This window comes from Pseudomonas sp. MPDS, assembly GCF_013283895.1.
Lineage (GTDB): Bacteria > Pseudomonadota > Gammaproteobacteria > Pseudomonadales > Pseudomonadaceae > Aquipseudomonas > Aquipseudomonas rhizophila.
The window spans coordinates 3,602,006-3,618,609 of the sequence record NZ_CP054128.1 but is presented as its reverse complement, the minus strand read 5'-3'; the positions used below and the strand labels follow the sequence as shown (position 1 = coordinate 3,618,609).

Annotated in this window: 14 protein-coding genes and 1 pseudogene; 11 read left to right on the top strand and 4 right to left on the bottom strand. The window is 58.6% G+C overall.

Features of this window, described 5'->3' with window-relative positions; genetic code table 11:
• Positions 1 to 120: 120 nt before the first annotated feature.
• The 6 genes from HQ912_RS15885 to HQ912_RS15860 all read left to right on the top strand — a co-directional run bounded on the left by HQ912_RS15885 (position 121) and on the right by HQ912_RS15860 (position 8,329).
• Positions 121 to 3,120 carry a xanthine dehydrogenase family protein molybdopterin-binding subunit gene (locus tag HQ912_RS15885; protein WP_173407012.1) on the top strand — a complete coding sequence of 1,000 codons (3,000 nt, stop codon included), beginning with the start codon at positions 121 to 123 and terminating at the stop codon, positions 3,118 to 3,120.
• Positions 3,117 to 3,923 (top strand): FAD binding domain-containing protein, encoded by an 807-nt coding sequence (locus HQ912_RS15880; RefSeq protein ID WP_076385044.1) that lies wholly within the window; start codon positions 3,117 to 3,119, stop codon positions 3,921 to 3,923. Before HQ912_RS15885 ends, HQ912_RS15880 begins: the two co-directional genes overlap by 4 nt.
• Positions 3,924 to 3,925: 2 nt before the next feature.
• On the top strand, positions 3,926 to 4,426 hold the full coding sequence (locus HQ912_RS15875; protein ID WP_173407011.1) for a (2Fe-2S)-binding protein: 501 nt from the start codon (positions 3,926 to 3,928) through the stop codon (positions 4,424 to 4,426).
• A 5-nt stretch (positions 4,427 to 4,431) separates the two neighbouring features.
• Positions 4,432 to 5,970 carry an AMP-binding protein gene (locus HQ912_RS15870; protein ID WP_076385040.1) on the top strand — a complete coding sequence of 513 codons (1,539 nt, stop codon included), beginning with the start codon at positions 4,432 to 4,434 and terminating at the stop codon, positions 5,968 to 5,970.
• Positions 5,971 to 5,989: 19 nt separating this feature from the next.
• A complete protein-coding gene (locus tag HQ912_RS15865) occupies positions 5,990 to 6,793 on the top strand; it encodes an enoyl-CoA hydratase/isomerase family protein (protein ID WP_076385038.1) in 804 nt (267 codons plus the stop codon).
• A 183-nt stretch (positions 6,794 to 6,976) separates the two neighbouring features.
• The gene (locus HQ912_RS15860) at positions 6,977 to 8,329 is read left to right on the top strand and encodes an MFS transporter (protein WP_173407010.1); all 1,353 of its coding nucleotides are present in this window, start codon (positions 6,977 to 6,979) and stop codon (positions 8,327 to 8,329) included.
• On the opposite strand, the pseudogene HQ912_RS15855 reads toward HQ912_RS15860, so the two are convergent.
• A pseudogene (locus HQ912_RS15855) lies at positions 8,322 to 8,527 on the bottom strand (alpha/beta fold hydrolase); the annotation flags it as partial. The gene HQ912_RS15860 and the pseudogene HQ912_RS15855 sit on opposite strands and share 8 nt — an antisense overlap.
• A gap of 23 nt (positions 8,528 to 8,550) precedes the next feature.
• On the opposite strand from HQ912_RS15855, the gene HQ912_RS15850 reads away from it, so the two are divergent.
• Both HQ912_RS15850 and HQ912_RS15845 read left to right on the top strand, forming a co-directional pair.
• Entirely contained in the window at positions 8,551 to 9,522 is a 972-nt protein-coding gene (locus HQ912_RS15850) for an XdhC family protein (RefSeq protein WP_173407009.1), read from the top strand.
• 188 nt (positions 9,523 to 9,710) lie between these two features.
• Positions 9,711 to 10,565 (top strand): helix-turn-helix transcriptional regulator, encoded by an 855-nt coding sequence (locus tag HQ912_RS15845; protein WP_076385032.1) that lies wholly within the window; start codon positions 9,711 to 9,713, stop codon positions 10,563 to 10,565.
• Positions 10,566 to 10,663: 98 nt separating this feature from the next.
• Here HQ912_RS15845 and HQ912_RS15840 read toward each other — a convergent pair whose 3' ends face one another.
• Both HQ912_RS15840 and HQ912_RS15835 read right to left on the bottom strand, forming a co-directional pair.
• The gene (locus HQ912_RS15840) at positions 10,664 to 10,954 is read right to left on the bottom strand and encodes a DUF6388 family protein (RefSeq protein ID WP_076385030.1); all 291 of its coding nucleotides are present in this window, start codon (positions 10,952 to 10,954) and stop codon (positions 10,664 to 10,666) included.
• Positions 10,955 to 11,024: 70 nt separating this feature from the next.
• A complete protein-coding gene (locus tag HQ912_RS15835; protein ID WP_231990585.1) occupies positions 11,025 to 11,741 on the bottom strand; it encodes an SPOR domain-containing protein in 717 nt (238 codons plus the stop codon).
• A 613-nt stretch (positions 11,742 to 12,354) separates the two neighbouring features.
• On the opposite strand from HQ912_RS15835, the gene HQ912_RS15830 reads away from it, so the two are divergent.
• Positions 12,355 to 14,133, top strand: a complete 1,779-nt coding sequence (locus tag HQ912_RS15830) for a monovalent cation:proton antiporter-2 (CPA2) family protein (protein WP_083714434.1) — start codon at positions 12,355 to 12,357, stop codon at positions 14,131 to 14,133.
• Positions 14,134 to 14,139: 6 nt separating this feature from the next.
• Here HQ912_RS15830 and HQ912_RS15825 read toward each other — a convergent pair whose 3' ends face one another.
• Positions 14,140 to 15,039: a LysR family transcriptional regulator gene (locus tag HQ912_RS15825; RefSeq protein ID WP_173407008.1), complete on the bottom strand. Its 900-nt coding sequence runs from the start codon at positions 15,037 to 15,039 to the stop codon at positions 14,140 to 14,142.
• A gap of 110 nt (positions 15,040 to 15,149) precedes the next feature.
• Between HQ912_RS15825 and HQ912_RS15820 the strand changes: the two genes are divergently transcribed.
• Both HQ912_RS15820 and HQ912_RS15815 read left to right on the top strand, forming a co-directional pair.
• Positions 15,150 to 16,157, top strand: coding sequence for a zinc-binding alcohol dehydrogenase family protein (locus tag HQ912_RS15820; protein WP_076385026.1), 1,008 nt, complete (start codon positions 15,150 to 15,152; stop codon positions 16,155 to 16,157).
• Positions 16,158 to 16,242: 85 nt separating this feature from the next.
• Positions 16,243 to 16,551: a putative quinol monooxygenase gene (locus tag HQ912_RS15815; protein WP_076385024.1), complete on the top strand. Its 309-nt coding sequence runs from the start codon at positions 16,243 to 16,245 to the stop codon at positions 16,549 to 16,551.
• The last annotated feature ends 53 nt before the right edge of the window (positions 16,552 to 16,604 follow it).

The following is a 16,604-nucleotide window of genomic DNA, read 5'->3' as shown; positions in this document are numbered from 1 at the left end:
AGGCAAATTTTCAGACACCAGCGCAGAACTCCCTCTCCCCAGGCAAGGCGCTCCCTGCGCCTTTCTCACACACTCGGCTCTAACGCTATCGCGCTGCACAACAACAAGAGCCGCGAAAAAATGACTAGTTTCCAGCCTGCTACCGAAAGCCCGACTGGCCACATCGGCGCCCGTCAGACTCGTGTCGAGGATGCCGCATTGTTGCGCGGCCTCGGCTGCTATGCCGATGACGCTGCGATCCCTCCGGGTACGTTACATGCGGCGATCATCCGTTCCCCCCACGCTCATGCGCGAATCACCTCGGTGGATTTTTCCAGTGCGCTGCTGATGAAAGGCGTGCACGGCGTGCTGGTCGGCGAAGATGTCAAACGCTGGGCGCTGCCGTTCCCGGTGGGTGTGCGGCAGCCGATGGAGCACTGGTGCGTCGCCGTGGACAAGGTGCGTTATGTCGGAGAGCCGGTGGCCGTGGTTATCGCTGAGAGCCGCTATCTGGCCGAGGACGCGATCGAAGGTGTGCGCATTGAATACGAACCGCTGCCCCCGATCATCGATCCCGAACTGGCCACTGCCGAACAGGCGCCGATCCTGCACGAAGCAGTCGGCAGCAACGTGGTCAACGAACGGCGCTTTCGTTATGGCGAGCCGGAGCAGGCCTTCGAGCAGGCACCGCACAAGGTCTCGCTCAAAGTGAAGTTTCCGCGCAGTTCCTGCACCCCCATCGAATGCTATGTGGTGCTGGCTCAGTACGAGCGCGCCACCGGCATTTATGACGTGCTCGCCAATTTCCAGGGCCCCTATGCGTTGCACACGGTCATGGCCCGTGCTCTGAATGTGCCCGGCAACCGGCTGCGTTTGCGCACGCCCAAAGATTCCGGCGGCAGCTTTGGCATCAAGCAAGGGGTTTTCCCTTACGTGGTGATGATGGGCCTGGCGTCACGCAAGGTCGGTGCACCGGTGAAATGGGTCGAGGACCGTCTGGAACATCTTCAGGGGGCTTCTTCGGCGACTAATCGGGTGACCGAAATTGAAGCGGCGGTAGAAGCAGATGGTCGTATAACCGCTTTGCGCTATGACCAGATCGACGATTGTGGTGCCTACCTGAGAGCACCTGAACCGGCGACTTTTTACCGCATGCACGGCAACCTGACGGGAGCCTACGCGATCCGCAATTTGCAAGTGCGCAACCGAGTGGTGCTGACCAACAAAACCCCTTCCGGCCTGAACCGTGGTTTTGGTGGCCCGCAGGTGTATTTCGCCCTTGAGCGGCTGCTGCAACACATCGCCGTGCAGTTGAAGCTTGATCCGTTGGACGTGATCCGCCGTAACCTGGTGCCGGCCGATGCCTTCCCTTATAGCGCAGCCGCCGGTGCATTGCTTGATTCCGGCAATTACCAGGCAGGCATTGCCTTGGCGGTGGCAGATGGGGGGCTCGACGAGTTGCTCAACCGTCGTGATCAAGCCCGTGCCGAAGGCCGAATCTACGGCATCGGCTATACCGCAGTCATCGAGCCGTCGATTTCCAACATGGGTTACATCACCACCGCGATGACGCCCGAAGAGCGGCGCAAAGCGGGACCTAAAAACGGCGCGGTTGCTACTGCGACTATTAATGTCGGCCCACTGGGCGATGTCAGCGTGCACGTGTCTTCGGCACCGCAAGGGCAGGGCCATCAAACTACCGTGGCGCAGGTCGTCGCCGAAGTGCTTGGGGTTGCGCTGGAATCCATCGTGGTCAACGTCGAACTGGATACCCAGAAGGACGCTTGGTCGATTGCCTCGGGCAACTATTCCAGCCGCTTTGCCGGTGCTGTGGCAGGTGCAGTCTACAAGGCGGCGCTGAAAGTCCGCGATCGCCTCGCTGCGATTGCCGCCGAGCATTTTCAGGCCCGTCCTGAAGATATTCGTTTCGCGGGCGGCAAGATTTTCGTGGTCAATGGCGGGGCGGTGGCGCCATTCCATCGGATTGCCGGTGCGACCCACTGGTCGCCGGGCCTGCTGCCGGAAGGTGAAAGCGGCGGTCTGCGCGAAACCGCCTTCTGGAGCCCGCCGCAATTGGTGGCACCGGACGATCAGGACCAGGTCAATAGCTCGCTGTGCTACGGCTTTGTCTTCGACATCTGTGGTTTGGAAATCGACCGCATGACTGGTGAGATCCACATCGATCGCTACGTCACCTGTCATGACGCCGGCCGCCTGCTCAACCCGGCGCTGGTCGATGGCCAGATTCGTGGTGGCTTTACCCAGGGCCTCGGCGCGGCACTGATGGAAGAGTTCGCCTATGGCGAGGACGGCAGCTTCCTCTCTGGCACATTCGCCGATTATCTGGTGCCGACCGCACCGGAAGCGATCGAACCGGTGATCCTTCACATGGAAACGCCATCGCCATTCACCCCACTGGGCGCCAAGGGGGTGGGCGAGGGTAACAATATGAGCACGCCGGTATGCATCGCCAACGCGGTGGCCGACGCCCTTGGTCGCTCGGACATTCGTCTGCCACTGACGCCATCAAAAGTACGCACGCTCATCGGGATTGACGAGCCTCCACGGCCCGCGGGGATGGAGCCCGATGAAAACCTGGACGCGGAACCTGCCGCTGGACCGGCACTGCGGGCCAACGACGCGGTGGTGATTCCTGCTTCGCCGCAACAGGTCTTCGATACCTTGCTCGACCCGCAAACGCTGGCAGCGATCATTCCCGGTTGTCACGACCTCGTGCTTGAAGGTGAAAACCGTTATCGCGCAGACGTCACCGTCGGCGTCGGCATGATCCGCGCGCGCTTCGAGGCCAAGGTTGCCCTGAGTGATCTGGACCCTCCGTATTCATTGCGTCTGTCCGGTTCCGGCAGCAGCTCGATGGGTTCGGCCCAGGGGCAGGCCAAGGTGCGTTTCGTCGAACTGGAAAATGGCCACACGCGTCTGGAATACCAATACCAGGTGGCGGTCAGCGGCAAAGTCGCCGCAGTCGGCGGCCGAATGTTGCAAGGGGCCTCGAAAGTGATCATCGGACAAATATTTACTCGCCTGTCACAACGGGTCAGCGGCCGAGCCATCTCCACCGGCTGGTGGGCGCGGATGCGGGCCTCGCTTGGCGCGCTGTTTGGCAAGGGAGGTGCGCAATGAAACCGGCTGCTTTCGATTACGTTCGGGCTGACACTCGTCGTCAGGTGGTTGAACTGCTCGCCGAGTACGGCCAGGAGGCTCGCATCATCGCCGGTGGCCAATCGCTGATGGCGGTGCTGAACATGCGCCTGGCTCAACCCAAGTTGCTGATCGACATCAATCATGTGGCTGAACTGGCCTATATCGAACTGCGCAAGGATTGCCTGGCCGTAGGCGCCGGGGTACGACAGGCGCAACTGCTGGCGCGTTCGACCCTGATGGACGAGGTGCCTTTACTGGCACTGGCGATGCCCTGGATCGGCCACTTCCAGACGCGTAATCGCGGCACGGTCTGCGGTTCGGTGGCTCACGCCGACCCCAGCGCCGAGTTGCCGCTGTGCCTGGTGACGCTGGGCGGTGAGATCGTTCTGGAGTCGAAAAAAGGCAAGCGCATCGTCAAGGCTGCCGACTTCTTCCAAGGCATTCTCACCACCGACAAGCGTGCAGATGAGCTGGTTGTCGAGGTGCGTTTTCCGCTCAAGAGCGAAGGCATCACTTATCGCTTCCGCGAAATCGCCATGCGCCACGGCGACTTTGCAATTGTCTCCCTGGCTGCGGCCATTGGCGCGGACCAGGTCGAGCTTGGCATCGGCGGGGTCGCCGACCGTCCGCAACGTCGCAGTCTGCCTCGTGGTGCGGCATTGCCGGACGCGCTCAATCAAACCGCCTGGTCGCTTGATGCACAGGACGACGTGCAGGCCAGCGCTGCCTATCGCCGCCAACTGATTCGCGAGCTGGGTCATCAGCTGATTGAAGGAGTCTGAACATGCGTGTAACTGCCGACCAAACCTTTGCGATTCGCCTGGAACTCAATGGCCGCTCCCGTGAAGCCCTGGCTGAACCGCGGACCCAACTCTGCGACTTCCTGCGCCACGACCTCGGTGCCACCGGCGTCCATGTCGGATGTGAACACGGCGTCTGCGGTGCCTGCACGGTGCTGGTGGACGGGGTCGCCATGCGTTCCTGCCTGATGCTAGCGGTACAGGGGCACGAGCGGCGTATCGAGACTGTCGAGTCCCTGGCTGACGACGACACGCTGAGCGACCTGCAACAAGCTTTTCGTCGTCATCACGCCTTGCAGTGCGGCTTTTGCACAGCGGGCATTCTCATGTCCTGCGTGGATTTCCTCGAACGGGTACCCAACCCGGACGAGACCCAGGTACGCGACATGCTTTCGGGGCATCTATGTCGCTGCACCGGCTACACCGGCATCGTCCAGGCCGTGCTCGGAGTCGCTGCCCAGCGCCAAACGAACAAAGGGGTATAACAAAAATGTTCGATCTCGGACGCAGTTTCCTCGCTGCCGTTGAACGCCGACCGCACGCCGTGGCGGTCAGTGACGGTGCGTTGAAGAAAACCTATGAAGACTGGTTCGTTGATATCCAGAGCGCCGCTTGGGGCTTGCAATGCCTCGGGCTGCAACGCGGTGATCGACTGCTGGTAGCGATGCAAAACCGCTGGCAGATGGCAACCCTGCATTGGGCCTGTCAGTTTGCGGGCATCGTCATGACCCCGTTGAACTGGCGTTCGACTGCCGATGAACTGGGCTACTGCATCGAAGATGCGCAAATCCGTGCGGTGGCTTACGACGACGCTACCGTGACTGTCGTGGCCGGTTGCAGCGCCGCCACAAGGCTGCCACGGATCGCCGCCGGACTCCGTGCCGCCAACACCGATCTGAGTTTCGAGGAACTGTGTTCGCAGACCCCCTCCGGCATCATTTTGCAGGCCGACGCCGAAGACATTTCACTGTTGCTGTACACCTCCGGAACCACCAGCAAGCCCAAGGGCGTGCCCCGTCGGCACCGTTGTGAGCGCGCCGCGGCGGTTGCCCACGTAGCGCAAAACCTCTACCGCCAGAACGAGTGCACGCTAGGTGTCATGCCGCTTTACCACACCATGGGCGTTCGATCGCTGCTGTCCATGGCGCTGATCGACGGACATTTCGTCTGTGTGCCGAAGTTTGACGTGGAAGCCACGCTGCAGGCCATCGAGCGGGAAAAGGTCAGCAATCTGTACTTGGTGCCGACGCTCTACCACATGCTCATCGAACACCCGGCCTTTGCCCGCGAGCGAGTAGCCAGTGTGGAGAAGATCGGCTTTGCCGGTGCGCCGATGAGCGACGGTTTGATGCGTCGCGTCGAGCAGGCGTTCCAGCCGCAATTGTTCGTCAATCATTACGGCAGCTCGGAGATCTACACCTTCACCATCGACCAGCAAGCCAGCCGCAAACCCGGTTCGTCAGGGCGCAGTGCAATGAACCAGCGCGTGCGCGTGGTGCCGATCGATGCTGAAACAGCCGACGTGCAGGTCAACCCATTGGAGGAGGGCCAGATCATCGCCGACCTGGCGAGTGACGAGGCGTTCGAAGGCTACCTGAACCGCCCTGAAGCGACCGCCAAGGCGTTGCGTGACGGATGGTATTTCACCGGTGACATCGGCTACTTCGATCTGGAGGGCGATCTGTTCGTCACGGGTCGTGTCGATGACTTGATCATCACCGGCGGCGAAAACGTCAGCCCGGCAGAAATAGAAAACATGCTCTCTCTGCACCCGGCGGTGGAAGAGGTGGTGGTGGTCGGTCTGCCCGACGAGCAATGGGGCAAGATTATTGCCGCGTTTATCAAGCTGCGCGCTGAGGTCTCGGAAGGCGACCTCGATGCCCATTGCATCGCTTCGGGCCTGGCCAAATTCAAGCGGCCACGGCGTTACCAGTTCATCGACCAGATTCCCAAATCTCCAGTGGGCAAGGTGCTGCGGCGCGTGCTGCTGGCCCAATTTCAGGAACAGGCCTTGAAGGCCATCAGCTAATCATCCAGAGGACACTCCCATGCAACAACAAGCGATCCAGCAATTTCTCGACACCCAGTTCGATGGCTTCCAGGTTGACGTTGATGTGTCTCGCGAGCGCGCTGACATCATCCTCAACCGGGCGCCGTTGAACGTCATTTCAATGGGGCAGCGCGATCAACTGCGCCTGGTCTTCGAAGCCCTCGATGCACACAACGATGTGCGCGTCATCGTGCTGCGCTCGGTGGGTGAACATTTCTCCAGCGGCGGCGACATCAAGGGTTTCCTCGAGGCTTCGCCAGAGCACGTTTCAAAGCTGGCCTGGAACGTGGCGGCACCGGCACGTTGCGAAAAACCGGTGATCGTTGCCAACCGTGGTTACACCTTCGGCGTCGGCTTCGAACTGTCCCTGGCCTGCGATTTCCGCATCGCTTCGCAAACCACTCGCTACGCCCTGCCTGAGCAGAACCTGGGCCAGATCCCGGGCTCGGGTGGCTCCGCGCGTCTGCAGAAAATCATCGGCATCACCCGCACCAAGCACATGGTGATGCGCGCCAAACGCATCACGGGCGACCAGGCCTATGCCTGGGGTATCGCGACCGAGGTCGTGCCAGACACCGAATTGGAAAGCACCGTCGATGCGTTGGTCGACGAACTGCGTCGCTTCTCGCCGCTGGCCCAACGCACGGCGAAAAAACTGATCAACGACAACGAAGATGCACCGCTGACCGTCGCGATCGAAATGGAAGGTCACTGCTACAGCCGTCTGCGTAGCTCCAAGGACTTCAAGGAAGGCGTTGAAGCGTTTCACAGCAAGCGTGCGGCCGTGTTTATCGGCGAGTAAATCGTACCGGCGAACAGGCCCGGGGGTATGTTGGTAACGGCGTACACCTTACGGAGCGGGGCCTGCCGCCCCTTCAATGCAACTAAAAGGGCACATCAAGGTAACACCGCTGACCTGCTGATTACCCGCAACCCGCGCACCGGGATGCAGAACGTTTCGATTCACCGTTTGTGTGAGGCAACCATGACTACGACAACAACAATAACTGCATCACCCACCGACGCCGCTATCGATACACCGCAGATTCCACCGGGCAAGGCTTTGCTCGCGGCATTTGCCTCGACATTCGGCTGGGCGCTGGATTTGTTCGACCTGTTCATTCTGCTCTACGTGGCGCCGATCATCGGCCGCCTGTTCTTCCCCTCGGACACCCCGACATTGTCGTTGGCCGCGGTATATGCCTCGTTCGCCGTGGCCTTGCTGGTGCGTCCCCTGGGCTCGGCGATCTTCGGTGCGTATGCCGACAAACACGGGCGCAAGCGTGCGTTGATGGTGTCGATGGTCGGCGTCGGTATTTCCACGGCACTGTTTGGCGTGTTACCGACCATTCACCAGGTCGGGATAATGGCGCCGATACTGTTTTTAGTTTTGCGGGTGATTCAGGGCGTTTTCGTTGGCGGCATCGTCGCCTCCACTCACACCATCGGCACCGAATCCATCTCGCCGCGCTATCGCGGTTTGATGTCCGGGTTGATCGGTGGCGCCGGTGCCGGCATGGGCGCGCTGTTGGCGTCATTCACTTATCTGGTGTTGTCGGAGATATTCCCGGGGGATGAATTTGACGTCTGGGGCTGGCGCTTCATGTTCTTCTGCGGCCTGCTCAGCACGGTTTTTGGCCTGGTGATGTTCCGTTACCTGGAAGAAACCCCGGTGTGGCAGCAACTGCAACAAGCCCGCAAGACCAAGGGGCCGGCAATAGTGGTCGTGTCGCCACTCAAGCGTCTGTTTGGTCGCGAGTACCGCAGCGATATGCTGGTCAATCTGCTGATTACGTTCGGCGGCGGAGCCACGTATTACCTGGCCTGCGGTTATCTGCCGACATTGCTCAACGTGGTCGCCAAAGTTCCTCATACCCAGACTTCGCAGATGCTCATGTACGGGTCGGTAGCGACGATTGTCGGCGCACTGGCCTTCGGTTACCTGAGTGACCTGATCGGTCGCAAGAAGACCTTCATGCTGCTGGGTGTGATCAACCTGGTGAGCCTGCCGATGATGTTCCTTGGTGTCGCCGAGGCGGGTTCGCTGACCCGCACTGCGCTGTATTGCGTGGGCATTGCCTTTATGGGCGGGGCGATCATCGCGCCGATCCTGATCTTCCTCAACGAACGCTTTGCCACCGAGTTGCGCGCCAGCGGCACTGGGTTGTCTTGGAACATCGGTTTCGCCCTCGGCGGAACCATGCCGACGTTTGTGTCCCTGGTCAGCAGCAGCCCGGCGCAGATCCCCGTGGTACTGGCGATTTTCGCCGCCGGTCTGTCGGTTATCTATCTGATCGGCAGCGTGGTGATTGCGGAAACCCAAGGAAACTTCAAATAAAAAGGGCGGGGAGGCGCTCCAGGAGTTCGCAGATCAGCTGCAAGGTCCGTTCGGTTGCTTCGGTCTGGGGAAAGTGCGGCAGTTATCCAGCAACACATAGCTGCACGGCCCAGGCACCTGTCGCTGGATGACCACCAGTTGCTCGGGCGTGGCGTAGTGGTCTTCGCGACCCTGGATCACCAGCAGCGGCTTTACCACGCTTTGCTTGAGGTATAGAAAACATGCGCCATCTCGATGTTCAGGTGATCGACCAGGCACTGCAATGGGCTCGCGCCGGGCAGGAGCAGTGGCTATGCACGGTGCTCTCCACTTATGGCTCGGCGCCGCGCGCGCCGGGTGCGATGCTGGTGACCAATGGCTCGGGCGAACACGTCGGCTCCCTGTCGGGTGGCTGCGTCGAAGAGGAGTTTCTCGAAAGTCTGGCACGGGGTGAGTTACGCGAGCCGGCGCAGATCGTCAGTTATGGCGACAGCGTCGAGCAACGCCACCGTCTGCGATTGCCCTGTGGTGGCGTGCTGATCGTGCTGGTCGAGCACCGCGCTGCCAGTCACGAATGGCTCATGCACCTGGAGAGTCTGCAAGCGGCGTTACTCGGCCAGCGCCGTCTGCTGCGGCATGTCGAGCTGAGCAGCGGTGTCTTGCGCCTAGACCCGGACACCGGACACGGCAGCGAGCGTGTGCAAGTCGTCGACGAAAAGGTGCGCATCAGCGTTGGTCCGGCGTTACGACTGATTCTGGCGGGGCTTTCGCCGGTCGCTGAAGTCTGCGCCAGTTTCGCCCGCGCTATCGGCTGCGAAGTCATTGCTTGCGACCCCCGGGAAGAGATGCTGCATGTAAATCTCGAAGGCGTGGAGATGCAACGTGTGCTGCCTTCGATGTTCATTGCCGCCGGAGGCTGCCACGCGGCTACCGCGGTGGTGGCGCTGACTCACGATCCGCGAATCGATGATCTGGCGCTGATGGAAGCGGTGCACACCCCGGCATTCTACATCGGCGCCATGGGGTCTCAGGCAACCTCGGCCAAGCGCGCCGAACGGCTCAAGCGCATCGGTGGTCTGACGGATGAACAGATCGCCCGTTTACACATGCCCATCGGCCTTGATCTGGGCAGCAAAGCCCCGGCGGAAATCGCTCTGGCGGTGGTGGCCGACATCCTGCGTGTTTATCACGGCAAAGAACGCCATGCCTTGTAAGGCGGTTTCTCCGACGAACGTGGGGGCTGCGAAAGTCGAGGTAGACGCTCGGACATTCGCGCGCGATAGTGGCCTGCCAAGTGTTGCTGAACCATAGAGCGATCGCCGGGCTTGAGAAATAGATAGGCGCCCCGATGATATGCATTGAGGCCGATAACGATATCGCTTCAAGCGAGCGGAGGAATCTGATGTCGATTGCCCAACGGGTTTTCCACGGCAGGTTTGGCCGGGTCGCCTTGCTGAATATGGATCATTCGCTGGTCACCCATACCCATTCCGAATGCCATGTGCTGGTCAAAGTGTCCGGCGAGGACACTTACTTCAACGTTAACGGTCGGCGGGTTCCGCTCAGTGATCGCACGGCGGTGCTGGTCAACGCCTGGGAACCGCACTTCTATGATCCGCAGCCCGGTGCCGGTGCCACCGTCATCCTGGCGCTCTACATCGAGCCCGCCTGGCTGGCCACTGCCCAGCAGTCGCTGGCGCTCAGCGGTCGGCCGGACTTTTTTGCCCAGTCGTGCATCGAGTTGTCGAGTCGAAATCGCACCCTGGCCGATATCCTGGTCGCCGAAGCGCATGGTTGTGGGATCGTGCCGAAAGAGCGCTTGGAGTTCATGCTGTTCGACTTCCTGATCGAACTGATCGAGGACTTTTCCAGCTGGCGGCATTTGTCGCTACTGGGGGCGCCCAACTCAGGTGAGTTCCGGGATGCGCGCGTGCGCCGCGGCACCGCCTGGTTGCTTGAGCACCTCGATGATCCGAACCCGATCGACAACGCCGCGCGGGCTTGTGGTCTATCGCGGGCGCACTTCTTTGCGCTGTTCAAAAAAGATACCGGCATGACGCCGACCCTGCTGCTTAACGACGCGCGCATGCGCCGGGCTTTTGCCTGGCTTGAGCGTGAGCGCAGTGGAACGTTGGGCCTGTTGTCGGAGAAACTCGGGTTCTCCGAGCAAGGTCATTTCACACGGTTTTTCCGTCAGCATATCGGAGCTTCCCCCAGCCAATATCGGCGTGTCGTGGATTGTTATGCGACGGTTTGAACGAGAGGAGGGCGGGGGTATTGGGCATATTCCCGCCGATGAAGTGAGTCTTTCATTTTAAGCTGCGGTTTTATAGGCTGTGAAATGTGTAGGATTTATTAATTTCCCAGAAAGTCATAAACCTCTTTCATGCGTTCTTCGCGCATTAACTCAAGTTCCTCCTTATTTTCGGCTACCCACTGCAGGATGAAGTCCCAGTAATCACAGTCGTGAGCATCCGCCTCTGCTTCAAATGCTTCTTGCAGAAATTGAAGGCGATACTCTTCTGGCGAGAGCCCGCAGTTCTCAGCGAGGCTGTAGTTTAGCTCGCGAAGTTCAAGTTGGATCCGTAAGTTTGCGTCCAGGAATTTCTTCAGGGCGAGTTCGGCTCTAAGTTCTTTTGTGATCATGAATGCTCTCTTGCGGCGTGCAATAAGTAGTAGGTTGTTCGAGGCCAGCCCGGCGTTCAATCGGACTATGTCAATTTCCTGCCATCAACCATCCCCGAATGCCATGACTTTCATTCAGCTCTTTCACGACTCGAGCCGCGTCCTGCTTTTGTTTATACGGTCCGATGACGACAAAGTTGTTTTCTTTACGCGCTACCGGCAACTCCAACTGCTTAATGGCTTTTGTGGCGCGATGACGGCTTGGTGTGTTCAACGCAACTTCGATCACCCATAGGCCGGATGAAGGCGTGGCTGAAGCAGGTTTTGCAGCGTGTGAAATGAAACCGCTGCACGTCAAACACGGGCGTTCCAGCGTGATTATCGAGCCTGGCACGGTGCGAAAGACGTGCCATTGCGCAGCAATGGTTTTTTTGCGAGCGAAGAGTGCCAAGAGCAGGCCGGCGCAAGCAAGCAGACCGCTTAGAATAGATGTCCATTTGTTTGCCTGTGTGGGCAATGAAGGCAGTGTAAGCACTGCTGTTTCGTCGGGTTTTTCGAGCAAAAACTGTACGGCGTCAGCCTCCGTCGAGCCGGATATGCGGGATTCGTTTTTGGCAAGGTGCGCGAGCCCGTCGGAATGTTTTGTACTGAGTTCAGCCGAAATTTTATTAACGGTGTCATCGAGCAGTTGTTCGAGCGTTGTCACTTTTTTCTGGATGTATGAATTTTCGACGTTATTTTGACAGGACGGTCCTATGGACGTGTAGGTCAATAGTAGTACTGATAGTTGCCCAAAAACGCCAGTCATCAGGAAACTCAAGCCAAGCCTTTGCACGGCACTATCTCCACGTCAAGTGAGTCGTTATTTTTTTGCAGTTATTTCGGATAAGCAGGATTCTATTGTTGATCCTGGAGTGTTCTAAATTTTTGAGTGCGTCAGTGTGCCCAAACGCCAGCGCTAGTTGGCTACTTTATTGTTGTTTTAAAGAATATCGGCTTGCACTTTACAGCGTGTTGGTTGACGAAAAAGGCTCAGGTGATAGAAAACAAACCGTATCAGATGGCTTGCAGAGTGATCCATAAACCACTTGTATTTAAGGTGGGTGTCGTGGCCAAAGTTCGTTGTCCAAAATTCAAGGCCAGGCCTACGCGATCAGTTAAATGAAAGGATTGTTCGTCAGCCCTTTACGGTAAGGAGGGGGAAACGCTACTGATTTTTTTGTGCCCCCTTCAAACGATGCCGGTGTCCTGCACTACACTTCAGATGGCATTCCTACCCTGGAGCTTTCTTGGTGAACGCTCCAGATACTGTGCTTGGTCCTGAAGAATTTGCGGGCCTGAGCGCTCAGCTTGAAAGCTCTGCTCAACACGCCTGGCCGTGGAAGCATTACCGGTCCTGATGTGGGATGAGGGTCAATGCTATGGCCGTTGAAGGCAATGCAGGACAATTAGTGGGTGTCGTCATTTTGCTTGCCGCAGCCGTGCTGGTAGTGCCGCTGTTCAAACGCATCGGGCTCGGCTCAGTGGTCGGTTACCTGGCGGCTGGCCTGATCATTGGCCCCTTCGGTCTGCAACTGTTCAATGACCCTCATACCATCCTCGATGTGGCCGAGTTGGGTGTGGTCATGTTTCTTTTTGTGATTGGACTGGAGATGAAGCCCTCGCACCTGTGGGATCTGCGCAGGCAGATCTTTGGGCTGGGCAGCCTGCAGGTGGTGGTTTGTGCTTGTCTGCTCACTTTTGTCGGCATGGCTTTTGGATTCCCTTGGCAGGTGTCATTTGTCTGCGCAGCGGGTTTTGTACTCACCTCCACGGCCCTGGTTATGCAAGTTCTCTCGGAACGCGGCGACATAACCGAGCCGAGAGGGCAGTACGTCGTGTCCATTTTGCTGTTTGAGGACCTGTTGATAGCCCCTTTGCTGGCGGTGGTGGCATTTCTGGCGCCCACTGAGTTGGCGAATGGACCCACGTCTCCCCTTTGGCAACGCATAGGTATCGCAGCACTGTCCCTGGGCGCATTGGTGGCCATCGGATTGTGGCTGCTCAATCCCCTGTTTCGGGTATTGGCCCAAGTCAAAGCGCGTGAGGTAATGACTGCCGCTGCGTTGCTGGTTGTGTTGGGCGCAGCGTTGCTGATGGAGCTCGGCGGCCTTTCAATGGCGATGGGTGCTTTCGCGGCTGGTGTGCTGCTGTCCGAATCCACCTTCCGCCACCAGTTAGAGGCCGACATTGAGCCGTTTCGCGGCCTGCTACTGGGGCTGTTTTTCCTCGGAGTCGGCATGTCGTTGGATCTGCAATTGGTGGCCGAGGCCTGGAAGCTCATCATCTCCGGTGTACTGGCACTGATGCTGGTCAAGGCGCTGTGTATTTATGGGGTCGCGCGCCTCGCGAAAAGCGCTCATGACGACGCACTGGATCGCGCCTTGCTTATGGCGCAGGGTGGCGAATTTGCTTTTGTGCTGTTTGCCGAAGCGCTCAAACTCAGGGCCATCAGTCCTGAAGTCAACGCCAATATGACGGCTATTGTGGTGCTCTCCATGGTCATTACGCCGGTGACTTTATTGCTGTACAAACGGTTTGCTCGCGCGCGGACCGTTTCCATGGACGGTGTGGAAGCCGCACAGAATCTGAAATGCAATGTACTGATCATCGGTTTTGGCCGTGTCGGGCAGATTGCCTGCCAGGCGCCGCTCGCTCAGGGAGCGAAAATTTCTATCATCGATATAAATCCCGAGGTCATCCGCGCCGTGTCACCCTATGGTTTCAAGGTCTATTATGGCGATGGCGCCCGCCATGAGATATTGGATGCTGCTGGCGCCCATCACGCCCGCGCCATCATTATTTGTGTGGATGATAAAAAAGCCGCGACACGCATTGTCGAAAGTACGCGGCGCTACTGCCCGCAGGTGAAATTGGTGGTGCGCGCTTTTGACCGCGAACACGCGCTGGAATTGGTCAAACACGACGCCGACTACATCGTGCGGGAAACCTTTGAGGCCGCTCTGCTGCTCGGCCGTCAGGCCGTGCTGACTCTGGGGGCGTCTGAGCATGAAGCCGACGCGGTAATCGACGAAGTGCGCAAACGCGATGCTGAACGTTTTGCCTTGGAAACCTCGGGCGGCCTGTTTGCCGGACGAGCGTTGGTACTGGGGAATATTGAACACATTGATCCGCCGAGCCATGAAGCGCGGGATGCTTAGCGGACATCAATCGCAGTCATTGCGCTCCAGAGCCGCAAACTGACCACTCAACCATGTATAAAGCTGAGAAACCGCAGGGCTGATCTGCTTGCGATGTGGGCACACCAGGCTTAACGGTGAAACTTCTCCAGGATGATCTGGCAACAGCACAAGCAGTCGCCCTGCGGCGATATCTGCACTGACATCCAGCCAGGATTTGTAGGCGATACCTTCACCCTCCAACGACCAGCGTCTTACGACATCGGCGTCATCGCTGAACAATGGACCTGAAACCTGCACGGTTTGCCCGCCCAGGTTCCACTTGTCGTAGACCCGGCCATTTTGCAGATAGAGCAGGCAGGAATGCTTGCTCAAGTCAGCTGGCGTTTGGGGAGAACCACAGCGTTGCACATACTCCGGCGAGGCAACCAGCACCCGATGGTTCCACGGTGCAAGCGGCAGTGCCACGTAGTTGGCGTCTTCATTCGGGCCGTATCGAATCGCCACGTCCACCGGGTCGCGAAACAGATTGGCCATCTGGTCCGACAGGAAAAAACGCAACGTCAATTCTGGATGCTGACGGCGGAACAGCGTCAACCACGGTAGCAGTATATTGCGCCCCAGATCGGACGGCGCTGTCACTTGCAGTACGCCCCGCAACGTGGCGTTCTCACCACGCAGGCTTTCCTTGCCTTGCTTCAGGGTCTCAAGCACTGAGTGAGCGGTGGGCAGATACTGCTCGCCCTCGGCAGTCAATCGCAGGCTGCGAGTGGTGCGGGCGAACAGGCGCACGTCCAGCTCGCGCTCCAGACGTTTGATTGCGGCGGCGACCTGACCAGGCAGTAGATCAGCCTCCAGCGCCGCTGCAGTGAAACTGCCCAGCGCGGCGCTGCGGAGGAATAAACCAAGATCATCGATGCGGATCATTTTCACTCCTGCAGTGAAAGTGTTGGCGCATTCTGCTTGTTTTTCTTTGTACATGGGAAGTCGAAGATGGCTGCAAGTGAGCGCATCATTCCTTCAGACAGCGAGTTTCCATGAAAGCCATCACCTTTACCCAACACGCCTTGCCCATCGACAATCCACAAGCATTGATTGACATCAGCCTCCCGGAGCCCACAGCTGGCCCACGGGATCTATTGGTTGAAGTTCGCGCGGTATCAGTGAATCCGGTCGATACCAAAGTGCGTGCCGGTACTTTCACTAAAGAACCGAAAATCCTCGGTTGGGATGCCGCAGGCATTGTCCGGGAGGTCGGCTCTGAAGTGACGCTGTTTCAGCCGGGCGATGAAGTGTTCTATGCCGGCTCGATTGCCCGCACCGGCAGCTACAGCGAATTCCATTTGGTCGATGAGCGTATCGTCGGGCACAAGCCTCGTTCACTGAGTCCTGCCGATGCGGCAGCGTTGCCGTTGACCTCGATCACTGCCTGGGAATTGTTGTTCGACCGGCTCGGTGTCGTCGAAGGAGCGGGGGAGGGCAAGTACCTGTTGATCACTGGAGCGGCTGGCGGCGTTGGTTCGATGCTGGTGCAACTGGCCCGACAGTTGACCCGCCTTACCGTCATCGGTACCGCCTCACGGCAGCAAACCGCTGATTGGGTGCGGCAGTTGGGAGCACATCACGTGATCGATCACAGCCAGCCACTGCTCGCACAGTTGCAAGCGCTCGGCGTGCCGGAGATCGATTATGTCGCCAGCCTGACCCACACCGAACAGCACTTTGCACAACTGATCGACGTGCTCAAGCCGCAGGGGCGTCTGGGTGTGATTGACGATCCCGAAAGCCTCGATGTGATGCCGCTCAAGCGCAAGTCGCTGTCGTTGCATTGGGAACTGATGTTCACCCGCTCGCTGTACGAAACCCCGGACATGATCAACCAGCATCATCTGCTCGATCGGGTCAGCGCTCTGATTGACCAAGGTGTTCTGCAAACCACCGTGGGGGAGCACTTCGGTGCGATCAATGCGGCAAACATGCGTCGTGCCCATGCACTGGTCGAGAGCGGCAAAGCCCGGGGCAAGATCGTTCTCGAGGGGTTCTGATTTCGCTCTTCAGGTGAGCGCGGTTGCGGGGCCCGCTGTACCGCCTGCGGCATCATTAGCCAAGTTTAATGTTGGAGAGTTGACGATGAATACGTCCAGTAACGTGTTGGTATCTATTGCCGTGCTCAAGGCCAAGGCAGGCAAAGAGTTGGCATTGAAACAAGAACTGCTGGCGCTGGTCGAGCCGACCCGCGCAGAGCCGGGAAATATCGATTATGTGTTGTTCAAGCTGCGTGACGAGCAGGGAACGTTTTACATGCGCGAGGCTTTCAGGGATCAGGCGGCGCTGGATGCGCATTTTTCGATGCCTTACTTTCAGCGATTTGCCGCCACGGCAGATGACCTGCTGGAAGAGCCATTGCAACTGATATTCCTTGAGCAGGTATCGGCCTGATCATTCAACCTGTTGAACCGCACCACCTTGGCCTAGCGTGGAAGCGGCCGGCG